Source organism: Bradyrhizobium pachyrhizi (assembly GCF_029714545.1).
GTDB lineage: Bacteria > Pseudomonadota > Alphaproteobacteria > Rhizobiales > Xanthobacteraceae > Bradyrhizobium > Bradyrhizobium pachyrhizi.
The window spans coordinates 1,383,121-1,406,725 of sequence record NZ_CP121667.1; the positions used below are offsets into that span (position 1 = coordinate 1,383,121).

Sequence of the window (23,605 nt, forward strand, 5' to 3'; positions counted from 1 at the left end):
GAGAGAATGACGATGCTCAGTGCCAAATCGGATGTGCAGGTGGATACCGCGGAAGTCCGCGTGACCGAATGGCGCCTCGCGCCGGGCAGCGCCACCGGCCACCACACCCATGAGATGGACTATGTCATCGTTCCGATCACGGCGGGCGAGATGACGATCGTGGCGCCGAACGGCGAGCGCTCGAAGGCGCAGCTCGGAGCCGGCAAGTCCTATTTCCGCAAGGCCGGGGTCCAGCACGACGTGCTCAACGAGACGGCCAGCGAGATCGTGTTCCTCGAGGTCGAACTCAAGCCCTGACGCGGCGCGAGAATCCTGCAAGGAACCAAGCAAGGAACCCTGCATCCGCCGAATGGCAGGACCGAGCCGGCGCGGCTGTGGAAATTCACGACCCGTTAACGGCTGCGCGATGATCTAGCAGGCGGAAGCGGCCTGCGCAGGGGGCGCCTCCGGCTGAAACCAAAGCGACACCAAAGGTGACGTCGGAACGGGGGTTTGCCACCGATCCGACGCAGTTGATCCCTGAATGTGCCTCAAAGTTCCAGCATGTAATACCGGGGTGGGGAGTGGCAGGTCATGCTGAGTTACCTGAAGAAATTTGTGATGGACATCTTACCCTCGGTGGCAGCGACCATCATCGGGGCGTACATCGTTAATCACTACATCGTGGAAGCGCCGGCAGCCGCAGCCGTGACCGCCGCAGTCGATCCCAAGGCAGATCCGAAGGCAGATCCGAAAGCCGCCGCCAAGCCCCCCACCGTCGTCAGCAGCCTCCCCGAAGCCGGTGTGAAGGCCAAGGGCATGTCCGAGCGCACGCTGATCGAGCGGTCGGCGTCCGAGAAGGCCACCGTCACCGAGAAGCCCGCCGAGAAATCGGCCGACCCCAAATCCGCCGACGCAAAGCCTGACGCACCGGCCGATACCGCCAGCATCCCCACCGACACCCGCCATCACCCGGCGGCGCCGAAGGCCGTCGCGAAGGTCGCGCCCGCCGCGCCGCAGCCGGCCGCGCCCGCGACGTCAGCCGCGCCGGTCGAGACTGCTGTGACGCCTGAGGAAAGCCGCGATGCCAACGACCTCGCGCGCGCCGCCATCGAGCGGCTGCGCAAGGAGCGTCCGCAGGAGGCAGCGCGGTCCCAGGATGCCACTCGCACCGATCTCGCCCGCCTGCCTGAGGCGCAGCGTCCGGCAGCCGCCTCGGCGATCCGGCCGTTGCCGCCGCCGATCATGGTGTCGAGCCCGTCCACCGACAATGTCGATCAATCTTCGCAGCCGCGTCCGCCCTATGCCGCCGGCGGCCAGGATTCCAACCGGCTGACGCCGCCGGCCGACATTCCGGTCCCTGTGGTGCAGGCCCCGCTCGACCTGCGCGCCGAGGCGATCATGCCGGCGCAGAAGAACGAGCGCACGTCGGTGACCGACGACATGTTCTCCGGCATGAAGTCGATGTTCCACGCCGTCCTGCCGAAATAGCCGTCGCGCCGCTCGGTCGTTCCTGACGGGTTGTCTTCACGCCAAGCGCTAAAGCATGATCCGGAAAAGTGCGAAACGGTCTTCCGAAAAGATCATGCTCAAACAAAGAGCTAAGGCGCGATGACGATTCAACCTGATCTCATCGCGCTTTAGCCGCCGGTGCGCGCCAGTCCGCTGCGCGCATTGCCGTCGCCTGGCCGCAGCGCGAGCGCGCGATTGTAGGACGCCGCCGCCTTGACCTTGTCGCCGAGCCGCTCATAGGCTTGGCCGCGCGTGCTCCACGCCGCAACATTGCCGGGATCGGCCTGCACGGCCTCGTCGAGATCGCTGGCGGCCTGCTTGGCCTTGTCGAGCGCGAGGTAGCTGGTGGCACGGCCGACCAGGGGCTCGGCCTTCTGCGGCGACAGCCCGCTGGCCGCCGTGAAATCGTCGATCGCCTGCTGATGCTGTCCGCGGCCCTGATAGATCAGGGCGCGGCCGTAGAGCGCCTGGATGTTGTAAGGGTCGGCCGCCAGCGCCTGTTCGAACTCCGCCATCGCCTCGTCGAACTTGCCGGAGCGCGCCAGCACCTGAGCACGCGTGGTGTGATCCCTGGCACTGTTGACGTCTTGCGGGGTGATGGTGTCGGCGGCGGGCTTGTCGGCGGTGGCAGCCGGCTTCGGCTTGTCGTCCGAGGAGCCCCATGAACCGAGGTCGAAGGAGCAGCCCCCGAGCGGCAGGCCGAGAAGCACTGCAATGATGACAAGATGCGGCGCGCAACGGCGGCGCGCGGGTGCTGGAAAGGGCGGGCGGGATACCGGATCAGCCGTCATGCAAAATGCTCTTGCCGGTCGTTTTGCATGGGTACCCCGGAACGCGGCGTGCTTCAAAACGACAACGCGGGCCTGTGGCCCGCGCTGTTAGACTTCCATATCGGCAAAACGGTTCAGCGAGGGCCGCGACCGGCGCCTGCACCGCCCGGACGGCCACCGCGGTCGCCACCGGGGCCGGCGCCGAACACCGGCTTCGGCTTCATCGGCAGCAGGCCTTCGCGCTGCAGCTTCTTGCGCGCCAGCTTGCGTGCGCGGCGCACGGCTTCGGCCTTTTCGCGGGCCTTCTTCTCAGACGGCTTTTCGTAATGACCGCGGAGCTTCATCTCGCGGAAAATGCCCTCGCGCTGCATCTTCTTCTTCAGCGCCTTCAGGGCTTGGTCGACATTGTTATCGCGGACGAGAACCTGCACGCGGCATCCTCTTTTGAATTGATCGGTTCGGAATTCTGGCGAGGTGAAGGGGCGGCAAAAGGCCTGCCTCTTAACCCTAGGCGCGCGCATGTATCAGACAAACGCGCAGATGTCCACCGGTCCAGTGACTTTCGGGCCTAGTAAAGCCACGAAATAGGGCGAAAATGCCATTGTGCGGCCCCGATTTGGGTGATTTGGCGCCCAGATGAGGGCCGCTCCCGGCGTTTTGGATAACCCGGACATTGGAAATAGGGGAGATGCGAGATGGAGATGAAGAAATACGCTGCCGAGGCCATCGGTACGTTCTGGCTCACATTCGCTGGTTGCGGCAGCGCGGTGATCGCGGCCGGCTTTCCGCAGGTCGGGATCGGCCTGGTCGGCGTGTCACTGGCCTTCGGGCTGAGCGTGGTGACCATGGCCTATGCGATCGGCCATATCTCGGGTTGCCACCTCAACCCGGCCGTGACGGTCGGGCTCGCCGCAGGTGGGCGTTTCCCGGGCGGCCAAGTGCTGCCCTACATCATCGCGCAGGTCGTGGGCGCGATCATCGCGGCCTGGCTGCTCTATGTGATCGCGAGCGGCGCGCCCGGCTTCGATGTCAGCAAGGGCTTTGCCTCCAACGGCTATGACGCGCACTCACCCGGCCAGTACAACATGGTGGTGTGCTTCATCACCGAGGTGGTGATGACCATGATGTTCCTGTTCATCATCATGGGATCGACCCATGGCAAGGCGCCCGCCGGCTTCGCGCCGCTCGCCATCGGCCTCGCGCTGGTGATGATCCATCTCGTCAGCATTCCCGTCACCAACACCTCGGTGAATCCGGCGCGCAGCACCGGACCGGCGCTGTTCGTTGGCGGCTGGGCGCTGGGGCAGCTCTGGCTGTTCTGGGTCGCGCCCCTGATCGGCGGTGCGCTCGGCGGCGTGATCTATCGCTGGCTCAGCGACGAACCAGCCGGCATCGTCGCCGGCGCGAAGACGGCGTGATCGGCGAGAGCGTTTTCGAGCGAAGTGGACGCCGGTTCGCGTGAAGAAAACGCGTAAACAAAAATCCAGAGCATCGGTTCTGATTCAATCAGAACCGATGCTTTAATGGATCGTGGTTGCCACGATCCCAATTTCCATCGATACGACGAAGGCGGCTATTGGCCGCGCGTGAAATTATCGCTTGCTGGCCGGCGTCACTTCGGTGACGTGTCCCATCTTGCGGCCGGGGCGCGGCGTACCCTTGCCGTACAGATGCACCGTGGCGCCGGGAACGGTGAGCCACTGCTCGTAGCTCAGGATGTCGTCGCCGATCAGGTTGGTCATGACGACCTCGCCGTGGCGCACCGGCTTGCCCAGCGGCCAGCCGGCGATCGCGCGGATGTGCTGCTCGAACTGTGAGATAGAGGCGCCGTCGAGCGTCCAGTGACCGGAATTGTGCACGCGCGGCGCGATCTCATTGACCAGCACCGTCGCCTTGCTGCCGTTGCCGGGCACCGCGAACATTTCCACCGCGAGCACGCCGACATAGTCGAGCGCCGAGGCGATCTTTTCGGCGATCGCGCGCGCCTGTGCGGCAAGCTCATCGGGGATTGCGGCCGGCGCGCGGGAAATTTTCAGGATGTGGTCGCGATGCTCGTTCTCGGTGACGTCGAAGCATTCGACTTCGCCTAAAGCGGAGCGGGCCGCGATGACCGAGATCTCACGCTCGAACGGCACGAAGGCCTCGAGGATCGCCGACTTGGTGCCGAGGTCCTGCCAGACCTGTTCGAGGTCGTCGCCGTCGCGGATGATGGCCTGGCCCTTGCCGTCATAGCCGAAGCGGCGGGTCTTGATCACCGCCGGCAGGCCGATGCGTTCGATTGCCGTGCGCAGCGTGTCGACCGAGGACACGCCGGCGTAGTCGGCAGTGCCGATGCCGAGCTTGCTGACAAAATCCTTCTCGATCAGCCGGTCCTGCGTGGTCTCCAGGATCTTGTAGGCCGGCAGCACCGGGCGCCGCGCGGCGAGCACCATCGCAGTCGCGGCCGGGACATTCTCGAATTCATAGGTGACGACGTCGACGTCGTTGGCGAACAGTTCGAGCGCCTCGACGTCGGCATATTCCGCGCAGGTCGCGTTCTGCACCACGTCGAACGCCGGGGAGTCCGGATCCGGCGAAAACACCTGGCAGCGGAGCCCGAGGCGCGCCGCCGCCATCGCCAGCATCCGGCCCAATTGTCCGCCGCCGAGGATTCCAATGGTGTCGCCCGGCTTCAGCTTCACTGCGTTCGAAGCCGTCACGCCGCGCCCTCCGGATGCTCGTTGACCGCGTCGGTCTGCTGCTTGCGCCAGGCCGCAAGGCGGGCCGACAGAGCCGGATCGTTGAGTGCGAGCACGCTCGCCGCGAGCAACGCGGCATTGATCGCGCCGGCCTTGCCGATCGCCAGCGTCCCGACCGGGACGCCGGCCGGCATCTGCACGATCGAATAGAGCGAATCGACGCCCGACAGCGCCTTGGACTCGACGGGAACCCCGAACACCGGGAGCTCGGTCAGCGCGGCCGTCATGCCCGGCAGATGGGCGGCGCCGCCGGCGCCGGCAATGATCACCTTGTGGCCGGCTGCCTTGGCGCCCTTGGCAAAGGCATAGAGCCGATCCGGGGTGCGGTGGGCCGAAACGATGCGCGTTTCGCAGGCCACGCCGAGCGCAGCCAGCGTCTCAGCGGCATGGCGCATGGTTTCCCAGTCGGACTGACTTCCCATGATGATGGCGATCGGAGCGGTCATCTCTTCAATTCTGTGCAGGAATCCAAAAGCATAGGCCGATTATAGGGACGGCCCGGGCGTCATCCAAGGCGTGGCAAGGGAGTTAGAATGGACTATCCTGTCTTGGTGAATCCCGGCAAGCCTTCATAAGCAGGCCTCAACAAGGATGCGCATGAAGAAGAAGACGACGGCGGCCGCCTCCGGGGCCGCGAAACGACGGAAAGGCGCGCCCGCCGCGCGCAAATCCAGGCCGGGCAAGACTGCAGCCAAGCGGGCTGGAACCAAACGGGCTGGAACCGGAGCTGCCACGCGAGGCGCGGTCGCATCCGGTGACAAATCGACCATCCGCAGCTTGCGGGCGCAGCTGGCGCGGGCGCAGGCCCGGATCGAGGAGCTGCAGGCCTCCGCCGAGACCGACTTCCTGCTCGACATCCTGAACCGGCGCGGCTTCGAGCGTGAGCTCGCCCGTTCGCTCTCGTTCATCAAGCGTTATCAGGCCTCCGGTGCGCTGATCGTGCTCGACGTCGATCGCCTCAAGCCGATCAACGATGCCTTCGGCCACGCGGCGGGCGACGAGGTGCTGAAGGCGATCGTTGCCGCGATATCGGATCAGGTGCGCGCTTCCGATGTGATCGGCCGTCTCGGCGGTGACGAGTTCGCCGTGCTGCTGTGGAATCTCAGTGAGATCGATGCCCGCGCCAAGGCGGCTGCGCTGGAAGAGGCGATCGATCGGTTGACCTTCATGTTTCGTAACAGCCAGGTCACCGCAGGCGCCTCCGCGGGCGTCGCGATCCTCACCGCGCATTCGGATATCGATCGCGTGCTCGATGAGGCCGACCGCGCGATGTATGTGCGCAAGGCGCAGCGGCGCCACGAATCCCGAGAATTATAGCGCGCTGAGATCCTCCGGCACGTTGCCGTAGGCGCGCAACAACTTGGCATCGCCGAATTCACCGATCGCGGGATCGCCGGTGCGGCTGAACGCGACGGCGCCGATGCTGCCGGGCATCCGCGACATGGTCTCCGCGCGGCGCAACGCGACCGCCGAGCTCTGGCATTCCTCGGCATTGCCGGCGACCGGCGTGCCGTCGTCGTCCTGCTTGAAGGGCAGTGCCACGTAGTAGGTCACATCGGCCATCGCTGTGCTCCCGAAGGGTTAGAGCGTTTTCGAGCGAAGTGGGTACCGGTTCGCGTGAAGAAAACGCGTCAAAACAAGAATCCAGAGCCTCCGTTTCGATTCAATCGAAGTGAAGGCTCTAGGCGGCGTCGCTCGCCGCCCGGGTCTGCGCCGGCACGCAGCCGGCGGTGATCGCGACCTGCAATTCCTCAAGCTCGGCTTCCAGATATTCGTTGGCCATGATCAGCGCCTTGATGGTGCTGCGCAGGTTGCCGTCGCACATCGCGATCGCCTGATCGCAGGCCTTCTCGTAGCGGCTGTTGTCGGGCAGCGAAGGCGGTGCGGACATGGCGAAACTCCCTCTGATGGCTGGCGGCTGGGCCGATATGTTCTCGTTTTGTTCTTATGAAGTCAAGCGCCGAGAAACCGCCTCGCGTCCGTTGCCGCGATGTGAAGCCGGTGAGGCGCTGTGGATGACGGGGAAAACCGCCGCCCGGCCTGAACCGGAAGCGCCGAACCGCGAAGGCCCGCGCCGCGGCGCGCGTCAGGCAATGATGTCGGGCGTGATCTGGTCTTCGATGAAGGCGATGCGATCACGCAGTTGCAGCTTCCGCTTCTTCAAGCGTTGCAGCATCAAGAGATCCGGCGCCGGCGACTGGTGCAGCGCGTCGATCGCGGCATCGAGGTCGCGGTGCTCTTGTTGCAGCCGCGCGAGCTCGGCGATTAGTTCGCGCTCATCCTGATCGTTCATGGTTGTGTATTAACTGATAAGCACGATAAGGTTGTTGCGGCGGAAGTCGCCGCTCGCCGGAATATCCTCCTTGAACGCGCGTCGCGCAAGCCGGACCGGTTCCATAGTCACGATTGGTTACAGATAAACCGAAATGAGTGCGTGCGGCATTTCGCGTCCCCCATCGACAGCGGCGTCCACTTGTGTACACTCGGCGGTCCGGATCGAACCTGAGGTTTAACGCACCGAGGAGTGTTCGCAATGGCAATACAGGCCCATCTCATTGAGCTGGAGCGTAAACACAAAATACTCGAGAACGAACTGCACGAAGCGCTCGTTCACCCCTCTGTAGACGACCTGCATATTTGCGAGCTGAAGCGCCGCAAGTTGATGGTCAAGGATCAAATCGAGCGGTTGAGACTATCCGCCGACGACACGGTCCACTAGACCGCCCCCCTGCAAATTAGCAAATAGCGTGGCCTTTCACCGAGGGATGAACGCCCAAGTGCGCGCGCATCCCCCGGAAGGCCTTACCGTACTTGCTCAGAGTTCCGCCAGCGCGCCGACATGGTCGGCGACCGCCAGCGATGACGTCAGTCCGGGCGATTCGATGCCGAACAGGTTAATCAGGCCCGCGACGCCGTGGTCGGCCGGCCCCTGGATCAGGAAGTCCTGCGTCGCCACCGCCGGCGGCACGATCTTGGGGCGGATTCCCGAATAGCTCGGCATCAGCGCGCCGTCCGGCAGGGCCGGCCAGTATTTCCGGATCGCCGGATAGAACCGCTCGGCCCGATCAGGGTCGACGGCGTAATCGATGTGATCGATCCATTGGACGTCGGGCCCGAACCTCGCCTGTCCGGCCATGTCGAGCGTCAGGTGCACGCCGAGCCCGCCGGGTTCCGGCACCGGGTAGATCAGCCGCGAGAACGGCGCCCTGGCGCTGCAGCTGAAATAATTGCCCTTGGCCAAATAGGCCGTTGGAATCAATTCGATCGGCATGCCCTCGACGTTGCGCGCGACCGCCGTCGCGCCGAGTCCGGCGGCATTGACCAGGAGATCGCAGGCCAGCGTCATCGGCGCCACGCCGCCGGCTTCGATCTCGAACCCGTCGGCGGTGGCCGTGGCGTGGAGCAGCGGCGTATGGAAGGCGAACGCCGCTCCGGCCGCCTCGGCGTCACCGCGCAGCGCCAGCATGTAAGCATGGCTGTCAATGATCCCGGTCGAGGGCGACAGCAGCGCTGCGTCGCAATTCAGCGCCGGCTCCAGGGCGCGCGCCGTCTCGCCGGACAACAACTGCATGTCGTCGACGCCGTTGGCCTCGGCATGCGCGCGGATTGACTGCAGCTTCTCGGTCTCCGCAGGCGTGGTGGCCACGATCAGCTTGCCGCAATTCTTGTGCGGGATGCCATGCTCGGCGCAGTAGCGGTAGAGCGCCCGCTTGCCGCTGACGCACATCCGCGCCATCAGGCTGCCGGCGCGGTAGTAGATGCCGGCGTGGATCACCTCGCTGTTTCGCGACGAGGTCACCGTGCCGATCCCCTCGGCCTCCTCGAGCACAATCACTTCGCGGCCGGCCTGTGCCAGCCGCCGCGCCACGGCGAGGCCGATCACCCCCGCACCGACGATCACGCAATCAACCCTGTCCATCTCGTCCTTCAGGTCCGAAAATTTCCGCCCGGCCGCGCCCTGGCCGCCGCTGCCAACATCGTTCAGCCGATCCGGTCGCTTTGGGCAAGTGCTTATTAGGCAAGTGCTTGGGCCATCTCAAATAGTTGGGAAGCCTGCCCTGTTAGTGGAGCATTAATCATGTCAGGGCAATTGCCATAAATTAAGTCAGCATTTTCCGGTTGCATCAGTACGCGTTTACCCGATCCAAACCGCCGGAGCCGGACACTCGCCCCGGAAATCCGCGGGTGATCGATGGCTGGCAGGAAGGTGCAGGCGGGCGGGAAGAATTCGATTCCGGCAAGGGCCGTGCTCTGCCTGATCGCCGCCGTCGCGCCGTGCGCTGCAGCCCGGGCAGGCACCGGTGCGTTCGCGCCGTCGAGCTATCTGGGCAGCCTCGATCCCGGCCTGGTCTGGGAGCTCCTGATCGGCAGCGTGGTGGTCGCGTCGTTTTTCGGCGCGGTCGGGCTGTGGATCCTCTCCGCGCTGCGCAAGGCCAAGCGCGCGCAATTGCGGCGCAACGCCTTCGTCTCGTCGGCACTCAACCATTTGAACCAGGGCGTGGTGATGACCGATGCGCAGGAGCGCATCGTGTTCTGCAATGACCGCTACCTCGACATCTACGGCCTGTCGCGTGCCGACATCAGGCGCAACATGACCGGCGTCGAGCTGCTGGAACTGCGCCGCGACCGCGGCGTGCTCGACGTCAGCGCCGAGGATTTCTTCGCCAGGGCCGCGGCGCCCGAGGGACTGGTTACCGAGCTGCCCGGCGGCAGGTCGGTGCTGGTGAAGTATTTTCCGCTGCCGAACGGCGGCTCGGTCGCGACCCATCTCGATTGCACCGACCAGCGCAAGCTGTCGCGCAAGCTCGCCTCGACCACGCAATTCCTGGAATCGGTGCTCGACAACGTTCCGGTCTGCGTCGCGGCCAAGAACATCGAGGACGGCCGCTACATCTTCGCCAACCGCGCATTCGAGCGCTTCTCGCGCTTCTCGCGCGATCACATCGTGGGCAAGCGCGCCGACGAGATCTTCCGCCCCGAGACTGCCGCCAGCATCGATACCGCCGACCGCGCGGCGCTGAACGCGGCGGAAGGCTATCATCGCAGCGAATTCTTCGTTGAACGCGGTTCGGACAAGCGGATCCTCGCCTCCAACCGCGTGATCGCCCGCAACGAGGCCGGCGAGCCGGAATTCCTGATCGCGCTGTTCGAGGACGTCACCGACCGCCGCTCGCTGTCGCGCGAGCTCGAGAACAACAAGAAGTTCCTCGAGCTCGTGGTCGACAACATCCCGGTCTCGCTGATCGTGCAGCGGGTCACCGACGGCCGCTACCTCCTGGCCAACCGCAGCGCCGAGACGATCCTCAATCGCCGCCGCGAGGACGCCGCCGGCCTGACCGCGTCCGACATCTTCAATGCGCGTGAAGCCAAGCTGATCATCGCCCGCGACGAGGCCGCGATCAGGAAGCGCAGCATGATCGCGGAGGAGCATCCGATCTCGACCAAGGACGGCCTGCGGCTGTTCCTGACCCGCCGCATGACCGTTCTCGACGATGTCGGCGAGCCGCAATATCTGATCAAGACTCATGAGGACGTCACCGACCGGCGCCAGACCGAGTCGCGGATGGCGCACATGGCCTATCATGACGGCCTGACCGATCTGCCGAACCGCGCCGCCTTCCTGCAGGCGCTGACCCAGATGATCGAGGCCTGCGACGGCACCGACGAGGAATTCGCCGTGCTCTGCGTCGATCTCGACGGGCTGAAGGAGATCAACGACGTTTATGGCCATGCGATGGGCGACAAGGTGCTGATCGAGGTCGCGCAGCGTTTGCAGGCCGTGGCGCGCGGCGGCGTGGTCGCGCGGCTGTCCGGCGACGAATTCGGCCTCATCATCGACGGCAAGCAGCCGGTCGCCGGCATCGCGCTGGCCGAGCAGGCCGCCGAGGCGCTCGGGCAGGATTTCCTGATCGACGGCAAGTCGGTGCGCACCGGCCTCACCACGGGGATCGCGGTGTTCCCGGACAACGGATCCGACGCGGCCTCGCTGCTGGCCAATTCCGGCGCGGCGCTGTTCCGCGCCAAGGCGAAGTCGCGCGGCACGATCTCGATCTTCGAACCGGAGATGGACCAGCAGATCCGCGATCGTCGCGTGCTGCACCAGGAGCTGTCGGTCGCGATCAAGAACGGCGAATTGTCGCTCTACTACCAGCCGCAGGCCGCCACCGGCGGCAGCGTGGCGGCCAGCCAGATCATCGGCTTCGAGGCGCTGGCGCGGTGGCACCATCCGGTGCGCGGCTTCGTGCCGCCCGGCGACTTCATTCCGCTCGCGGAAGAAAGCGGCCTGATCGTCGAGATGGGCGAATGGATCCTGCGCGAAGCCTGCCGGGAGGCGGCCTCCTGGGCGATCCCGCTGCAGGTCGCGGTGAACCTGTCGCCGGCGCAATTCACCCATGGCGACCTCGTCGGCCTCGTGCATTCGATCCTGCTCGAGACCGGGCTGACGCCGGACCGGCTCGAGCTCGAAATCACCGAGGGCGTGCTGATCGAGGATTTCGACCGCGGCCTGTCGCTGCTGCGGCGGCTGAAGGCGCTCGGTGTCCGCATCTCGATGGACGATTTCGGCAGCGGTTATTCCTCGCTGAGCTACCTGCAGGCGTTTCCGTTCGACAAGATCAAGATCGACCGCGCCTTCGTCATCAATCTCGGCCGCAACCCGCAATCGGCCGCGATCGTGCGCGCGGTGATCGATCTCGGCCACGGCCTTGAAATGTCGATCGTCGCCGAAGGCGTCGAGACCGAGGCGCAGCTCGGCTTCCTCGCCGAAGAAGGCTGCGACGCGGTGCAGGGCTATCTGATCGGCAGGCCGGCCCCGATCGGCCAATTCGCCGCGCTGGTCGGCGGCGACCAGCTTGCCGAGACCGTGCGCAGAGCCGGTTAGTTTGGCCTGGCTGTGCTTGCCATCCGTTGCATGCCCGGCTACATCTGGGCCCACCACATCATTTCAGCCGAGAAAGGAGGGCCGCGTCGTGGCGAGATACACCGATCCCCACCTCAAGCGTGGCCCCGTCAACGCCCTGCAGATGCGTTTGCAGGGCTGACCGGAAACTCGCGCTAAATCCTTCCTGGTCTGCCCTTCGTGGCCGTGCGGCGTCGAAACGCTTGAGCGTTCGCGCCCGCACATCAATCCCTCGCCGCGCTTCGACACGCCTATCCGATGGCTAGCAAGCCCGGGAGTGTCGTGATTGCCGGCAAGACCAGAGAATTGACCGTGACCCTCATCAATGTCCGCAATCTCGGCGTGACGCTGAACGCGCCGCTGTTTTCCGAACTGAATTTTGTCATCAATGCCGGCGACCGCATCGGGCTGGTGGCTGCCAATGGCCGCGGCAAGTCCACGCTGCTGCGCTGTATCTCAGATGCGATGGAGCCTAACGAAGGCGATATCACTCGTGCGCGCGGACTGACCGTCGGCCATGTCGAGCAGGATGCGCCGCCAAGACTGCTGGATACACCGTTCCACGCCGCCGTGCTCGAGGTGCTTTCCGGCGAGCAGCGCGCCAGCGAGGGCTGGCGGGTCGACGTCGCCTTGCAATCACTCGAGGTGCCGGAGGACCTATGGAGCAGGCCGCTGAAGCAGCTGAGCGGCGGCTGGCTGCGGCTTGCGGCGCTCGCCCGCGTGCTGGTGACCGAGCCCGATGTGTTGCTGCTCGACGAGCCGACCAACCATCTCGATCTCGCCAAGATCGGCCGGCTTGAGGCCTGGCTGAACGCGCTGCCGCGCGACATGCCGGTGGTGATCGCAAGCCACGATCGCGCCTTTCTCGATGCGACGACCAACCGGACGCTGTTCCTGCGCCCGGAGCGGTCGCAGCTGTTCTCGCTGCCCTACACCGCGGCGCGCGCGGCGATCGACGAATTCGATGCCTCGGACGAGCAGCGCTATCAGCGCGACATGAAGGCCGTGCGGCAGCTGCGGCAGCAGGCGGCGAAGCTCAACAACCTCGGCATCAATTCCGGCAGCGACCTTCTGCTGTCGAAGACCAGGCAATTGAAGCAGCGCGCCGAGAAGCTCGAGGAGACGGCGAAGCCCGCGCATGTGGAACGCTCGGCCGGAACGATCCGGCTCGCCAACCGCGACACCCATGCCAAGGTCCTGATCAGCTTGGACAACGCCGGGATCGCCACGCCCGACGGCCGGCTGTTGTTCAGGACCGGCCAGCAGTTCATCTGCAAGGGCGACCGGATTGCGCTGCTCGGGCCGAATGGCGCCGGCAAGACCCGCTTCGTCGCGGCGCTGCGGCTGGCGATCGAGAATGTCGGAGCGGCACCGGCCGAGATCCGGGCCACCGAGTCATTGGTGCTTGGCTATTGCGACCAGGCGCTGGCCGATCTCGCCGATGGAGACACGCCGATGCGCATGCTGACGCGGCGCTTCGCGGTCGGTGATCAGCGTGCGCGCGGCCTGCTCGCCGGCGCCGGGCTCTCGATCGAGATGCAGGGCCGTCCGATCGGGCGGCTGTCGGGCGGGCAGAAGGCCCGCCTCGGCATGCTGGTGCTGCGGCTCACCCAGCCGAACTTCTATCTGCTCGACGAGCCGACCAACCACCTCGACATCGAGGGCCAGGAGGCGCTGGAGGACGAGTTGATGGAACAGCAGGCCAGCTGCCTCCTGGTGTCGCACGACCGCCAGTTCGTGCGCACGGTGGCCAACCGGTTCTGGCTGATCGAAGGCAGGAAGCTGATCGAGGTCGATGGACCGGAACAGTTCTTTGCCGCGGCCGGTGCGGACTAAAGCATGATCCGGAAAAGTGCGAAGCGGTTTTCCGAAAAGATCATGCTCAAGCAAGGAGCTAAAGCGCGACGGCGATTCAACCTAATCTCATCGCGCTTTAGCGCGTGATGGAGTCAGATTGGATAGCCGTCGCGAAGACGGTGTGCCTCTCCCGCTTGCGGGGCCGTCGCAGGAGGAGCGCTGCGAAAATATCGAAAACAACCCCATGCAAAGTAGCCGGCGGCGGCGGCGTTCGAGCAGGCTACTTGACACGTCGGGCAACTCAGGGGCATTATTCCAATATTCCGAAATCATGCAGGCGTACGCTCGCCCCCGGCAAGCGGCAAGGTGAGTGTGCCGTGATTCACCCAGACATCATGTAGTTCAGCGCCGCGCCTTGACGCATTTTTCGTGCGAACCCGTCTTTTGTTCGCATGAAAATGCGATAGGCGTTGCGCATGGCGGACTACGACGTCGCGATCATCGGCGGTGGCCTGAACGGCACGAGCATTGCCCGTGATGCTGCCGGCCGCGGCCTGCGCGTGATCCTGCTGGAGCAGGGCGATCTCGGTTCCGGCGCATCGCAGGCTTCGCCGCGGCTGGTCCATGGCGATCTGGCCGGGCTGGAACGGCGGGAGTTCTTCCGCGTCCGCAGGGCGCTGAGGGAACGCGACGTGTTGCTGCGCATCGCGCCGCATCTGGTGCGGCCGGTGCGCTTCGTGATCCCGGCGCATGCCGAGGAGCGGCCGCCGTGGCAGTTGCGGTCGTTGCTGCTGCTCTACGAGCGGCTGACTTCGCGCAGCGGTCTGCCGCGCTCGGCGACGCTCGATGTCACCCACCATCCGGTCGGCAATGCGCTGAAGCGGCCGTTCGGAACCGCGTTCGAATATTCGGACTGCGTCGTCGACGATTCCCGGCTCGTCGTGCTCACCGCCGTCGATGCCGCAGCGCGCGGCGCCGATATCCGCACCGGCGCGCGCGTGACCCGCGCCGAGCGCGGCGAGACCTGGCGGCTGGTCGCGATCGACCGCGGCTACCGGCGCGTGATCACGGCGCGGGCGCTGGTCAACGCGACCGGCGCGTGGACCGCCTCGGTCGCCGACATCGTGCTGCGGGTACCCGCGCCAGAGCTTGCGACCGTGCAGATCAGCCAGATCGTGGTACGCCGCCTGTTCGACTGCGACAACGTCTATGTGTTTCAGAACCCTGACGGCCGGCTGATCTTCGCCAGTCCCTACGAGCGCGACTTCACCCTGATCGCCAGCGTCAGTCATCCCTTCAAGGGCGATCCGGCGGTTGTCGCAATTGACGTGCGCGAGGAGGCCTATCTCTGCGACGCCGCCAATCGCTACTTTCGCGAACAGATCGCCCCAGTGGATGTGCTGCGGACCGTCTCCGGTGCCAATTCCGTGGTCGTGCCCGTGCGCCGGCACATGAGAGATGGCGCAGCGCTGCTCGACGTCAGGCGCGGCAAGGCGCCGCTGCTCACGATCTTCGGCGGCGACGTCACCACCGCGCGGCGCCGCGCCGAGCGGGCAGTGTCGGAGTTCACGCGGTTTTATCCGATGACGCCGCGCTGGACCGCAACGGCGCCGCTGCCGGGCGGCGAGTTCGCCTGGCAGCGCTTCGAGACCGAGGTCGATATCGCCCGCGACCGCTGGCGCTTCCTCGGCGAGGCGCAGGCGCGGCGGCTGGTGGCTGCCTATGGGCTGAATGTGAAGGACATTTTGGGAGACGCCAAAGAGAGGGGCGATCTCGGCCCGGCCTTCGGTCCCGAACTGACCGGCGCCGAGGTGCGCTACCTCATGCGCAAGGAATGGGCGCGGTTTGCCGACGATATCCTGTGGCGCCGCTCCAAGCTCGGGCTGACCATGCCGCAAGCCGATCGCGACGCGCTTGCGGCGTTCATGGCGAAGATGGACTAAGCGCAGCTCCCAAACCTCCCCTTGCAAAGGGGAGGTCGCTTTGCTCGCAGAGCAAAGCGGGTGGGGATCCTGCCTCCATGCAACCGGTGTCGCTTGTGGCCGAACCCCATCCCGACCTTCCCCCTTTCAGGGGGAAGGAGAACAGCCCTCGGTGGGCGCGACAACGTGGTCCGGATGGAGCGCATCCGGGAACGGTGACGAGGCAGTTACCAACCGCAACGGCGGCTATTGCCGGGAAGCCTCCTGTGACCAGGCGAGGTCGCGCCGGGACGGACGGCGATGCAGCCGCTCCGAGATCAGGCTCGTTGCCTGCCGACCCTGGCCGGCGCGCAGGCATGCGACGATGAAGGTGTCCTCCCACAATTCACGTTGCGCATGGCTGCCGCCGATCCGCACCAGTTCTCGCATCAGCGGCGCAAGGATGCGCACGGCGTCGTCGTGATCGCCGGCCGCGAAGGCCGCGATGCCGCGGCCGAGCCCGATCGCCGCAGGGCCGGGCGCCAGCCTGCCGTCGGCGTCGCGCGCCGCCATCTCGACCAGCCGCGCCTCGAGCGCGCCGCTGTTGGTCGTGGCTGCGACCAGCGCGTGGTGCACATCGGCGAAATGCGCGCCGGCTTTCGGAAAGTAGCCGTCGCCATAGGCGGCGACATCCTTCCAGTGCTGCTCGAGACCGGTCTTGCCGGCGACCGTCAGCCGCCACAGCAGCGAGGCCGTGTCGGTGAAGATATTGAGCGGCGGATAGGGCCGGCCCGCCGGCTTGATGTGCTGCTCGTAAATGTCGAGCGCGCCGTCGGCGTCGCCTTCCTCGATCGCGATCAAGGCGAGGTGCCAGGCGAGATGGCCCTGCAGGAAGCTGGTGCGATCATTCGCCGGCAGCCAGGCGGAAAGGAAGCTGCGGCCTTCCGCCGCGTCGCCCTGCTCGAACAGCGCATGCGCGACGGCGTGCGCGGCGCCGGCGTTCTCCGGCTTCAGCGCATAGCCGCGCTCGGTGATGGCGCGTCCGGACACGGCATCGCCGGCCTCGGTCTTCGACCAGCCGAGATAGGTGAGGAACCACCAATCGTCGCCATAGTCGCCGGCGTAACGCTCGCAGACGGCAAGCCGCGCGGCGTCATGATCGGGCCGGCCGGAGAACGCATAGAGGCCGAAGGCGCCGAGCAGCAGCGACAGCACCTGCGCATCGCGCGGATATTCGCTGAGGTGTTGTTCGGCCGATGTCACCGCCTTCTTGCCCTGGCCCTCGATCACGGACGCCATGATCTCGATGTGCTGGCGCTCGCGCGGGCTTGCGGCTGCGGCTAGCTGCCGTGCATCGGCCGCCTTGGCGCGGGCCTTGGGGCCTTCCATGTTGAGCTGGTGCACGCGGGCACGGCCGATATGGGCCAATGCGAAATCGGGGTCCTCGGCGATCGCCGCCTCGAACGCCGCATCGGCGCCGTGCAGCGCCGCCAGCATGCGATCGACGCCGTCGACATAGTAAGCGGCGGCGCGGTCCGAGCTCGTGGTCAGCGGCAGGCCGTAGCGGTCGTGAATCATCGGTTGCCTTCCCGGATTTGGCTGCGAAGTCTAGCAGAGGCGTCGACGCCGACAATATTGCGGGAGATGTCCGTGAGGCGGTTGAGCCGGTGGCGATCCACCGCTAGCTTGCCGCAAGAATCGGACCTTACGGGGAATCGGGGCTGACGGACGTGACATCGGGCGAAGCGAGTGCGGAGGCGGCAAGGCCGTTGCCTGAACCGGCCGTCCCGGACATGCCGCTGCTGCGGATCGAGGGTATCGCCAAGTCGTTCGGCAATTTCCGCGCGGTCGACAAGCTCTCGCTCGACATCCGCGCCGGCGAATTCTTCGCGCTGCTCGGCCCGAGCGGCTGCGGCAAGACCACGCTGCTGCGCATGCTCGCCGGTTTCGAGACGCCGGACGAGGGCCGCATCCTGCTTGGCGGCAGCGACATCGCGCAGGTGCTGCCGCATGAGCGGCCCGTCAACATGATGTTCCAGAACTACGCGCTGTTCCCGCATCTGTCGGTGCGCGACAACATCGCCTTCGGGCTGAAGCGTGCCGGCATGGCGCGCCGCGACATCGCGGCCCGCGTCGCCGAGATGGTGGCGCTGGTCAAGCTCGAGGGGATGGAGAAGCGCAAGCCCGACCAGCTCTCCGGCGGACAGCGGCAGCGCGTGGCGCTGGCGCGCTCGCTGGCGCGGCGCCCGCAGGTGCTGCTGCTCGACGAGCCGCTCGCCGCGCTCGACAAGAAACTGCGCGAGAGCACGCAAGGAGAGCTGATGGAGCTGCAGCGCCGGCTCGGCATGACCTTCATCATCGTCACCCACGATCAGGAGGAGGCGATGACGATGGCCGGCCGCATCGGGGTGATGGATGCCGGCCGTCTGGTTCAGGTCGCCACCCCGCGCAATCTCTACGAGGCGCCGGCCTCGCGTTGGATCGCCGAGTTCGTCGGCGACATCAATCTGTTCAACGGCGAGGTCACGTCCCGCGAGAATGGGCGCCTGACGGTCGCGACGGCTGATGCGGGCAGGCTGGCGGTCAGCGAGCTGTGGCCACCGGTGACCAGGCAGGTCGTTGCCGTCGCGATCCGCCCCGAGAAGGTGAAGCTGTCGCGCCGCGCGCCGGCGACGGACGGGGGCGCGTCACAGGCGATCAACCGGCTGGAGGGCGTCGTCACCGACGTCAACTATCTCGGCGGCGTGACGAGCTACCGGGTGAAGCTGGAGACGGGCGCGGTGGTGCGCGCGTCGATGGCCAACACCGCGCGGCTCGATGTCGATGCCTATCTCGCCGGCCAGCGCGTGGTGGCATGGTTCACCGCCGACGATTGCCTGGTGCTCGAACAATGAGCGCGCGCCGCATCTTCGCCCGGCCGGCGCGGTTTGCCGCGATCGCGCCCTATCTGTGGATGGTGCTGTTCTTCCTGGTGCCGTTCGGCTTCGTGCTGAAGATCAGCCTGTCGCAGACCGCGATCGCGCAGCCGCCCTATACGCCGGTGTTCGATTTCACCGAAGGCCGCGCCGCGCTGGCGGCGGCGTTCGCGCAATTGTCGTTCGACAATTTCCGCCTGCTGATATCAGATAATCTCTACATCCTGTCCTATCTGCGCAGCCTCGTCGTTGCGGTGACCGCGACGCTGATCCTGCTCCTGATCGGTTATCCCATTGCCTACGGCATGGCGCGGTTGCCGCAGCGCTGGCAGGGCGTGGCGATGATGCTGGTCATCGTGCCGTTCTGGACCTCGTTCCTGATCCGCATCTATGCCTGGATCAACATCCTGCAGCATGACGGCCTGCTCAACCAGGTTCTGCTGGCGCTGCATATCGTGTCCGCGCCGGTGGTCTGGCTGTCGACCGACAGCGCGATGTATCTCGGCATCGTGTATTCCTACCTGCCGTTCATGATCCTGCCGCTCTATGCGACGCTCTCCAGGATGGACGCGTCGCTGCTGGAGGCCGCGGGCGATCTCGGCGCCTCGCCGTTGCAGGCGTTCTGGCTGGTGACATTCCCGCTGTCGCTGCCCGGCGTCGGCGCCGGCGCGCTGCTCTGCTTCATTCCGATTGTCGGCGAGTTCGTGATCCCCGATCTGCTCGCCGGTTCCAACTCGCTGATGATCGGGCAGACGCTGTGGCTCGAGTTCTTCACCAACAAGGACTGGCCGGTCGCATCGGCCGCAGCGGTCGCCCTGTTGCTGCTGCTGGTGCCGCCGCTCGTACTCTACGACCGCCTGCAGCGGCGTCAGCTCGAGGCGAACAGCTGATGACGCGCACCGTCACCAGGCTCACCCGCTTCAACATGACGTCGCTGGCGCTTGGGCTGGCGTTCCTCTATCTGCCGATCGTCATCCTCGTGATCTACTCGTTCAACGCCTCGCGGCTGGTGACGGTGTGGGGCGGCTGGTCGCTGCGCTGGTACCGCGAGTTCTTCGGCGACCGCGCGATGCTCGATGCGGCCTGGATGAGCCTGTCGGTCGCCGCGGTGTCGGCGACGCTGGCGACACTGCTCGGCACGCTGGCGGCAGTCGGGCTGGCGCGCGGCGAGCGATTCCGGGGGCGGGCGCTGTTCTCCGGCATGCTGTATTCGCCGCTGGTCATGCCCGAGGTGATCTCCGGCCTGTCGCTGCTGCTCCTGTTCGTGGCGCTGAATGCCGAGCGCGGCTTCTGGACGGTGACGATCGCCCACACCACGCTGACGATGTGCTTCGTCACCGTCGTGGTGCAGTCGCGCCTCTCCACGCTCGACCGCAGCCCGGAAGAGGCCGCGATGGACCTTGGCTGCGATCCGGTGCGGGCGTTCCTCCTGGTGACGCTGCCGCTGATCGTGCCGGCGATCGTGGCGGGGTGGATGCTGGCCTTCACGCTGTCGCTCGACGACGTCGTGATCGCGAGCTTCACCACCGGCCCGGGCTCGGCGACGCTGCCGATCCGGATCTATTCGGAGGTCCGGCTCGGCGTGAAGCCCGAGATCAACGCGATCTGCACGCTGGTGATCGCGCTGATCGCCGTGATCATCGTGATCGCCTCGTTCGCCTCGAAACTGTCGAGCGCGCGCGGCGAGAGCGCCGCGCCGCTCTAGTTCCGACGCGTTTTCTTCACGCGAACCGGCGTCCACTTCGCTCGAAAACGCTTTGAACAGCTACGACTTGACGGCGCCTGCGGTCAGCCCGCCGACCATGTAGCGCTTGAAGGCGTAATAGACCGCGGCCGGCGGCAGCGCGTAGATGAAGCCCGTGGTCATCAGAAGCTCCCACGGCGAGTCGTCGGCGGCGAGGAAGTTGCCGAGGGCGACCGGCAGCGTGATGTCGGTGTCCTTCGACAGCAGCAGGAACGCGTAGAGATATTCGTTCCACGCGAGCAGGATCGCATAGGTGCCGACCGCGACCAGCGACGGCATCATCAACGGCACATAGACCAGGCGGAACAGCTGCAGCGTGGTGGCGCCGTCCATCGTCGCGGCTTCATCAAGCTCGACTGGCAGCTTGTCGGAGGCCTGTTTCAGCACCCAGATCGCGTAGGGCGCCGCGATCGTCACCATCGCCAGGATCAGCGACCAGTGATTGTTCAAGAGGCCATAGGTGCCCATGGTGCGGTACATCGGCACGGCGAGGAATGCCGCCGGGATGAAATAGGTGAACAGCGCCATGTTCATGACGGCGCGGCCGCCCGGCACCCGCAGCCGCGAGATCGAGAACGCGGCGGCGGTGGCGACGAACAGCGTCAGCGCGCCGACCGCGAGCGCGATCACGGTCGAATTCCAGAACTGGATCCAGAAGTCGCGCAGGAAGTAATGCTGCTGGTGGAACACGATCGAGAAATTGTGCAGCGTCGGATGCGTCGGCCACAGCTTGCCGGTGAACGCGTCCTCCTTCGGCGAGATCGCGAACACGAACATGTGGTAGATCGGAATCATGGTCCAGATGAAGACCGGGATGCCGATCAGGAGCAGCTTGGCCTCGGTGCCGACTTCGCGGAGGGTGGGCAGCTTCATCGCGACAACCGTTTCATCATGAAATAGACCAGCGGCAGCACGAACGGCATGGCGCAGACGATCGAGGCCATCGCCAGCGAGAGCTGGTCGAGCCTGAGATAGCGGATGCCGAGCGTCGACAGCACATGGGTGAGGTCGGCGGGCCCGCCGCCGGTGAGCAGATAGACGCTGTTGAAATCGCCCAGCGTCCAGATCATCGAGAGCAGCGTGCAGGTGATGTAGAGCGTCTGCATCGACGGCCAGGTGATGTAGCGGAATTTCTGCCACCAATTGGCGCCGTCGACGTCGGATGCCTCGTACAGATCGTGCGAGATGGCGAGCCGTCCGGTCAGCAGGATCAGCGTCCAGAACGGCAGCGACTTCCAGATGTGGACACCGATCGCCATTGCGAGCGCGACCGCCGGATCGTTCAGCCAGTTCGGGCCGTCATCGCCGGTGAACTTGAAGATCAGCTGGTTGACCACGCCCCATTCGGGATTGAGCATGAAGCGCACCGACAGGATGGTCGGGATCGACGGCACCGCCCAGGGCAGGATGAAGATGACGGACAGCCATCTGATCCAGGGCCGCTGCTGGGCGAAGAAGCCGGACAGGAACAGCGCGATCAGCATCTTGATGTTGATGCCGATGACCAGGAAGATCAGCGTGTTGACCGCCGCGCGCGCGAAGATCGGGTCGTGATAGAGCGCGACATAGCTCGACGGATGGCGCGCCAGCCACAGGCCGTAGCCGACCGGATAGACCACGAAGGCGAGGAAGACGAGCAGATAGGGCGCGAGCAGCGCGATGCCCCAGACCTGCGGCGGCGACAGCCGCGCCGACAGTGGCGGCGAGGGGGCATCGGATGCGGAGAGTGTGATCGCCATTCGGTTACTCGATGTCGCCTACGTCGTCGTCCCGGCGAAGGCCGGGACCCATAACCACCAGCTTTCGTTGTTGCACGAAAGCCGGTGACCAATATCATTCAAAACGACCGCCGCGGCGTATGGGTCCCTGCTCCGTGCGCAACTGCGCACTCGGCAGGGACGACAAAGCATACGCTCGCGGCGACTATCATCGGTTGCCTTATCCCGCGACCTGCTTGATGCGGGCGATCAGTTCGTCGACGGCCTTGTCCACCGGCACCTTCTCGCTGACGACGCGGTTCATGGCCTTGGCCCAGACGTTCTCGTTGTTCAGGATGGTGAACTTCCAGTTCTTGGTGAAGTCGAACGGCGCGGTGCCGCCGGTGAACTGATTCCAGACCGCCTTGCGATGCCGGTCGGCCTGCCAGAACGGGCTCGCCTGGCTCGCCTTGGTCACCGGGAACCAGCGGCCGAGCGCGCCCTCGACATAGGGCCGCACATTGTCTTCCTGCATCAGGAACGCGATGAACTGCTTGCCTTCCGCCTTGTTCTTGGCGTTGGCGAAGATCAGCCCGGTCTTGACGTCGGAGCGGTACTTGATGGTCGAGCCGTCCGGCGCCTTCGGGAAGGACGCGGTGATGATGTCCTGCTCATAGGCCTGTTTGCCGGCGGCGCGCTGCGCGTCGGTCAGCGCCGGGTTGGTGGAATCCTCGAACCACTTCGCCGCGATCGAGATCGTGAAATTGTGGGTCATCACGATCGTCTTGTTGTGGAAGGCGACATTGTTGTCCGGATCCTTCCAGGTCGTCGAGGAGGGCGGCGTGCAGCCCTTGATGTAGGTGTCGGTGTAGTCCTTCAGCGCGTGGATCAATCCGTCGCGGACCTTGGGATCGTCGACCAGCAGCTTGCCGTCGTCGTCGACCAGCTTGACGTGGTAGGCGTCCATGAAGGTATAGAACGACTGGAACGAGTCGGTGGATTCCACGCCCATCGGTTGGCCGACGCCGTAGATGCGCTGGCCGGTCGCCTTGCGGATCGCCGGCTGCACCTTGTCGCACCAGAACGACCAGTAGTCCTCCCACTTGGTCGGGATGTCGGCGGCCTTGAAGCCGGCCTTCTCCAGCATGTCGCCCCAGATCTGGACGTGCATGCTCTGCTGCTTCAGCGGGAAGCCGTAATAGGACTTCTTCTTGGCGACGTCGTTGTAAAGCAGCGCGGCTTCCAGCGTGTTCGGCGCGAAGGCGTCCTTCATCGGCAGCATGATGTCCGAGAGGTCTTCGAGCTTGCCCTCGAAGGCCCACTTGCCCTGGGCCTGCACATCGTAGGTGTCCGAATAGGCGACGTCGGGCACGGTGCCGGAATCGAGCGCGGCGACCGTCTTCGGAATCATGTCCTGGATCGCGTATTGCGACAGTTCGACCTTGATGCCGGTCTTGGCTTCGAATTTCTTGATCGTCTCGAGCAGCGCGTCGTCTTCGGATTTGTAAAATCCCTTGCCCCACCAGACGGTGATCGTCTTGCCCTGGGCGAGAGCGGGTGCAGTTGCGGCGAACAGGCCGACCGCGGCGACCGCAATTGAAAGCGCACCGATAACCTTGGATCTCACGTTGTTCTCCCTCATGAGGCCGGCTTT

At 65.4% G+C, this 23,605-nt stretch carries 23 protein-coding genes; 11 read left to right on the plus strand and 12 right to left on the minus strand.

Annotation, left to right across the window (positions count from 1 at the left end; translation table 11 throughout):
- The first annotated feature begins 12 nt into the window (after positions 1–12).
- Positions 13–297, plus strand: a complete 285-nt coding sequence (locus QA639_RS06195; RefSeq protein WP_028340624.1) for a cupin domain-containing protein — start codon at positions 13–15, stop codon at positions 295–297.
- A 276-nt stretch (positions 298–573) separates the two neighbouring features.
- Complete coding sequence (locus QA639_RS06200; RefSeq protein ID WP_283089386.1) at positions 574–1,470, plus strand: prolipoprotein diacylglyceryl transferase; 897 nt, start codon at positions 574–576, stop codon at positions 1,468–1,470.
- 149 nt (positions 1,471–1,619) lie between these two features.
- Here the strand turns inward: QA639_RS06200 and QA639_RS06205 are convergent, their stop codons facing one another.
- Together QA639_RS06205 and rpsU are read right to left on the minus strand one after the other, a co-directional pair.
- Positions 1,620–2,282, minus strand: a complete 663-nt coding sequence (locus QA639_RS06205; protein WP_283089387.1) for a tetratricopeptide repeat protein — start codon at positions 2,280–2,282, stop codon at positions 1,620–1,622.
- Between the two features lie 113 nt (positions 2,283–2,395).
- Complete coding sequence (gene rpsU / locus QA639_RS06210) at positions 2,396–2,692, minus strand: 30S ribosomal protein S21 (protein ID WP_021078544.1); 297 nt, start codon at positions 2,690–2,692, stop codon at positions 2,396–2,398.
- Between the two features lie 264 nt (positions 2,693–2,956).
- Between rpsU and aqpZ the strand changes: the two genes are divergently transcribed.
- Positions 2,957–3,679: an aquaporin Z gene (aqpZ, locus tag QA639_RS06215; RefSeq protein ID WP_016840586.1), complete on the plus strand. Its 723-nt coding sequence runs from the start codon at positions 2,957–2,959 to the stop codon at positions 3,677–3,679.
- A 174-nt stretch (positions 3,680–3,853) separates the two neighbouring features.
- On the opposite strand, the gene QA639_RS06220 is transcribed toward aqpZ, so the two are convergent.
- Both QA639_RS06220 and purE read right to left on the minus strand, forming a co-directional pair.
- A complete protein-coding gene (locus QA639_RS06220) occupies positions 3,854–4,960 on the minus strand; it encodes a 5-(carboxyamino)imidazole ribonucleotide synthase (RefSeq protein WP_283089388.1) in 1,107 nt (368 codons plus the stop codon).
- The gene (purE, locus tag QA639_RS06225; protein WP_028335999.1) at positions 4,957–5,445 is read right to left on the minus strand and encodes a 5-(carboxyamino)imidazole ribonucleotide mutase; all 489 of its coding nucleotides are present in this window, start codon (positions 5,443–5,445) and stop codon (positions 4,957–4,959) included. The genes QA639_RS06220 and purE overlap by 4 nt, the downstream gene beginning before the upstream one ends.
- A gap of 145 nt (positions 5,446–5,590) precedes the next feature.
- On the opposite strand from purE, the gene QA639_RS06230 reads away from it, so the two are divergent.
- Positions 5,591–6,316: a GGDEF domain-containing protein gene (locus QA639_RS06230; RefSeq protein WP_028336000.1), complete on the plus strand. Its 726-nt coding sequence runs from the start codon at positions 5,591–5,593 to the stop codon at positions 6,314–6,316.
- Here the strand turns inward: QA639_RS06230 and QA639_RS06235 are convergent.
- From QA639_RS06235 to QA639_RS06245, 3 genes are all read right to left on the minus strand, one after another.
- Positions 6,311–6,562: a hypothetical protein gene (locus tag QA639_RS06235; RefSeq protein ID WP_283089389.1), complete on the minus strand. Its 252-nt coding sequence runs from the start codon at positions 6,560–6,562 to the stop codon at positions 6,311–6,313. The genes QA639_RS06230 and QA639_RS06235 overlap by 6 nt on opposite strands.
- Positions 6,563–6,680: 118 nt before the next feature.
- The gene (locus tag QA639_RS06240) at positions 6,681–6,890 is read right to left on the minus strand and encodes a hypothetical protein (RefSeq protein WP_283089390.1); all 210 of its coding nucleotides are present in this window, start codon (positions 6,888–6,890) and stop codon (positions 6,681–6,683) included.
- Positions 6,891–7,085: 195 nt separating this feature from the next.
- On the minus strand, positions 7,086–7,292 hold the full coding sequence (locus QA639_RS06245) for a YdcH family protein (protein WP_016847372.1): 207 nt from the start codon (positions 7,290–7,292) through the stop codon (positions 7,086–7,088).
- Positions 7,293–7,532: 240 nt separating this feature from the next.
- Between QA639_RS06245 and QA639_RS06250 the strand changes: the two genes are divergently transcribed.
- On the plus strand, positions 7,533–7,718 hold the full coding sequence (locus tag QA639_RS06250) for a YdcH family protein (RefSeq protein WP_016847370.1): 186 nt from the start codon (positions 7,533–7,535) through the stop codon (positions 7,716–7,718).
- 96 nt (positions 7,719–7,814) lie between these two features.
- Here QA639_RS06250 and QA639_RS06255 read toward each other — a convergent pair whose 3' ends face one another.
- Complete coding sequence (locus QA639_RS06255) at positions 7,815–8,918, minus strand: NAD(P)/FAD-dependent oxidoreductase (RefSeq protein WP_028336002.1); 1,104 nt, start codon at positions 8,916–8,918, stop codon at positions 7,815–7,817.
- Positions 8,919–9,191: 273 nt separating this feature from the next.
- Between QA639_RS06255 and QA639_RS06260 the strand changes: the two genes are divergently transcribed.
- The 3 genes from QA639_RS06260 to QA639_RS06270 all read left to right on the plus strand — a co-directional run bounded on the left by QA639_RS06260 (position 9,192) and on the right by QA639_RS06270 (position 15,637).
- A complete protein-coding gene (locus QA639_RS06260; protein WP_157344357.1) occupies positions 9,192–11,879 on the plus strand; it encodes a sensor domain-containing protein in 2,688 nt (895 codons plus the stop codon).
- Positions 11,880–12,155: 276 nt separating this feature from the next.
- A complete protein-coding gene (locus tag QA639_RS06265) occupies positions 12,156–13,733 on the plus strand; it encodes an ABC-F family ATP-binding cassette domain-containing protein (RefSeq protein WP_157344359.1) in 1,578 nt (525 codons plus the stop codon).
- A 437-nt stretch (positions 13,734–14,170) separates the two neighbouring features.
- Positions 14,171–15,637: a glycerol-3-phosphate dehydrogenase gene (locus QA639_RS06270; RefSeq protein WP_283089391.1), complete on the plus strand. Its 1,467-nt coding sequence runs from the start codon at positions 14,171–14,173 to the stop codon at positions 15,635–15,637.
- A 225-nt stretch (positions 15,638–15,862) separates the two neighbouring features.
- On the opposite strand, the gene QA639_RS06275 is transcribed toward QA639_RS06270, so the two are convergent.
- Complete coding sequence (locus QA639_RS06275) at positions 15,863–17,092, minus strand: tetratricopeptide repeat protein (protein ID WP_157344578.1); 1,230 nt, start codon at positions 17,090–17,092, stop codon at positions 15,863–15,865.
- A gap of 296 nt (positions 17,093–17,388) precedes the next feature.
- Between QA639_RS06275 and QA639_RS06280 the strand changes: the two genes are divergently transcribed.
- Genes QA639_RS06280 through QA639_RS06290 form a run of 3 tightly spaced genes read left to right on the plus strand, consistent with a single transcriptional unit; the run spans position 17,389 to position 20,215 of the window.
- Complete coding sequence (locus QA639_RS06280) at positions 17,389–18,489, plus strand: ABC transporter ATP-binding protein (protein WP_244978572.1); 1,101 nt, start codon at positions 17,389–17,391, stop codon at positions 18,487–18,489.
- Positions 18,486–19,400 carry an ABC transporter permease gene (locus QA639_RS06285; RefSeq protein ID WP_050382986.1) on the plus strand — a complete coding sequence of 305 codons (915 nt, stop codon included), beginning with the start codon at positions 18,486–18,488 and terminating at the stop codon, positions 19,398–19,400. The genes QA639_RS06280 and QA639_RS06285 overlap by 4 nt, the downstream gene beginning before the upstream one ends.
- A complete protein-coding gene (locus QA639_RS06290) occupies positions 19,400–20,215 on the plus strand; it encodes an ABC transporter permease (RefSeq protein WP_157344363.1) in 816 nt (271 codons plus the stop codon). The genes QA639_RS06285 and QA639_RS06290 overlap by 1 nt, the downstream gene beginning before the upstream one ends.
- Positions 20,216–20,275: 60 nt before the next feature.
- Here QA639_RS06290 and QA639_RS06295 read toward each other — a convergent pair whose 3' ends face one another.
- The 3 genes from QA639_RS06295 to QA639_RS06305 form a co-directional block, all read right to left on the minus strand.
- Positions 20,276–21,127, minus strand: a complete 852-nt coding sequence (locus QA639_RS06295; RefSeq protein ID WP_050382982.1) for a carbohydrate ABC transporter permease — start codon at positions 21,125–21,127, stop codon at positions 20,276–20,278.
- Entirely contained in the window at positions 21,124–21,993 is an 870-nt protein-coding gene (locus QA639_RS06300; RefSeq protein ID WP_028336011.1) for a carbohydrate ABC transporter permease, read from the minus strand. Before QA639_RS06300 ends, QA639_RS06295 begins: the two co-directional genes overlap by 4 nt.
- Before the next feature lie 199 nt (positions 21,994–22,192).
- Entirely contained in the window at positions 22,193–23,578 is a 1,386-nt protein-coding gene (locus QA639_RS06305; protein ID WP_283089392.1) for an ABC transporter substrate-binding protein, read from the minus strand.
- Between the last annotated feature and the right edge of the window lie 27 nt (positions 23,579–23,605).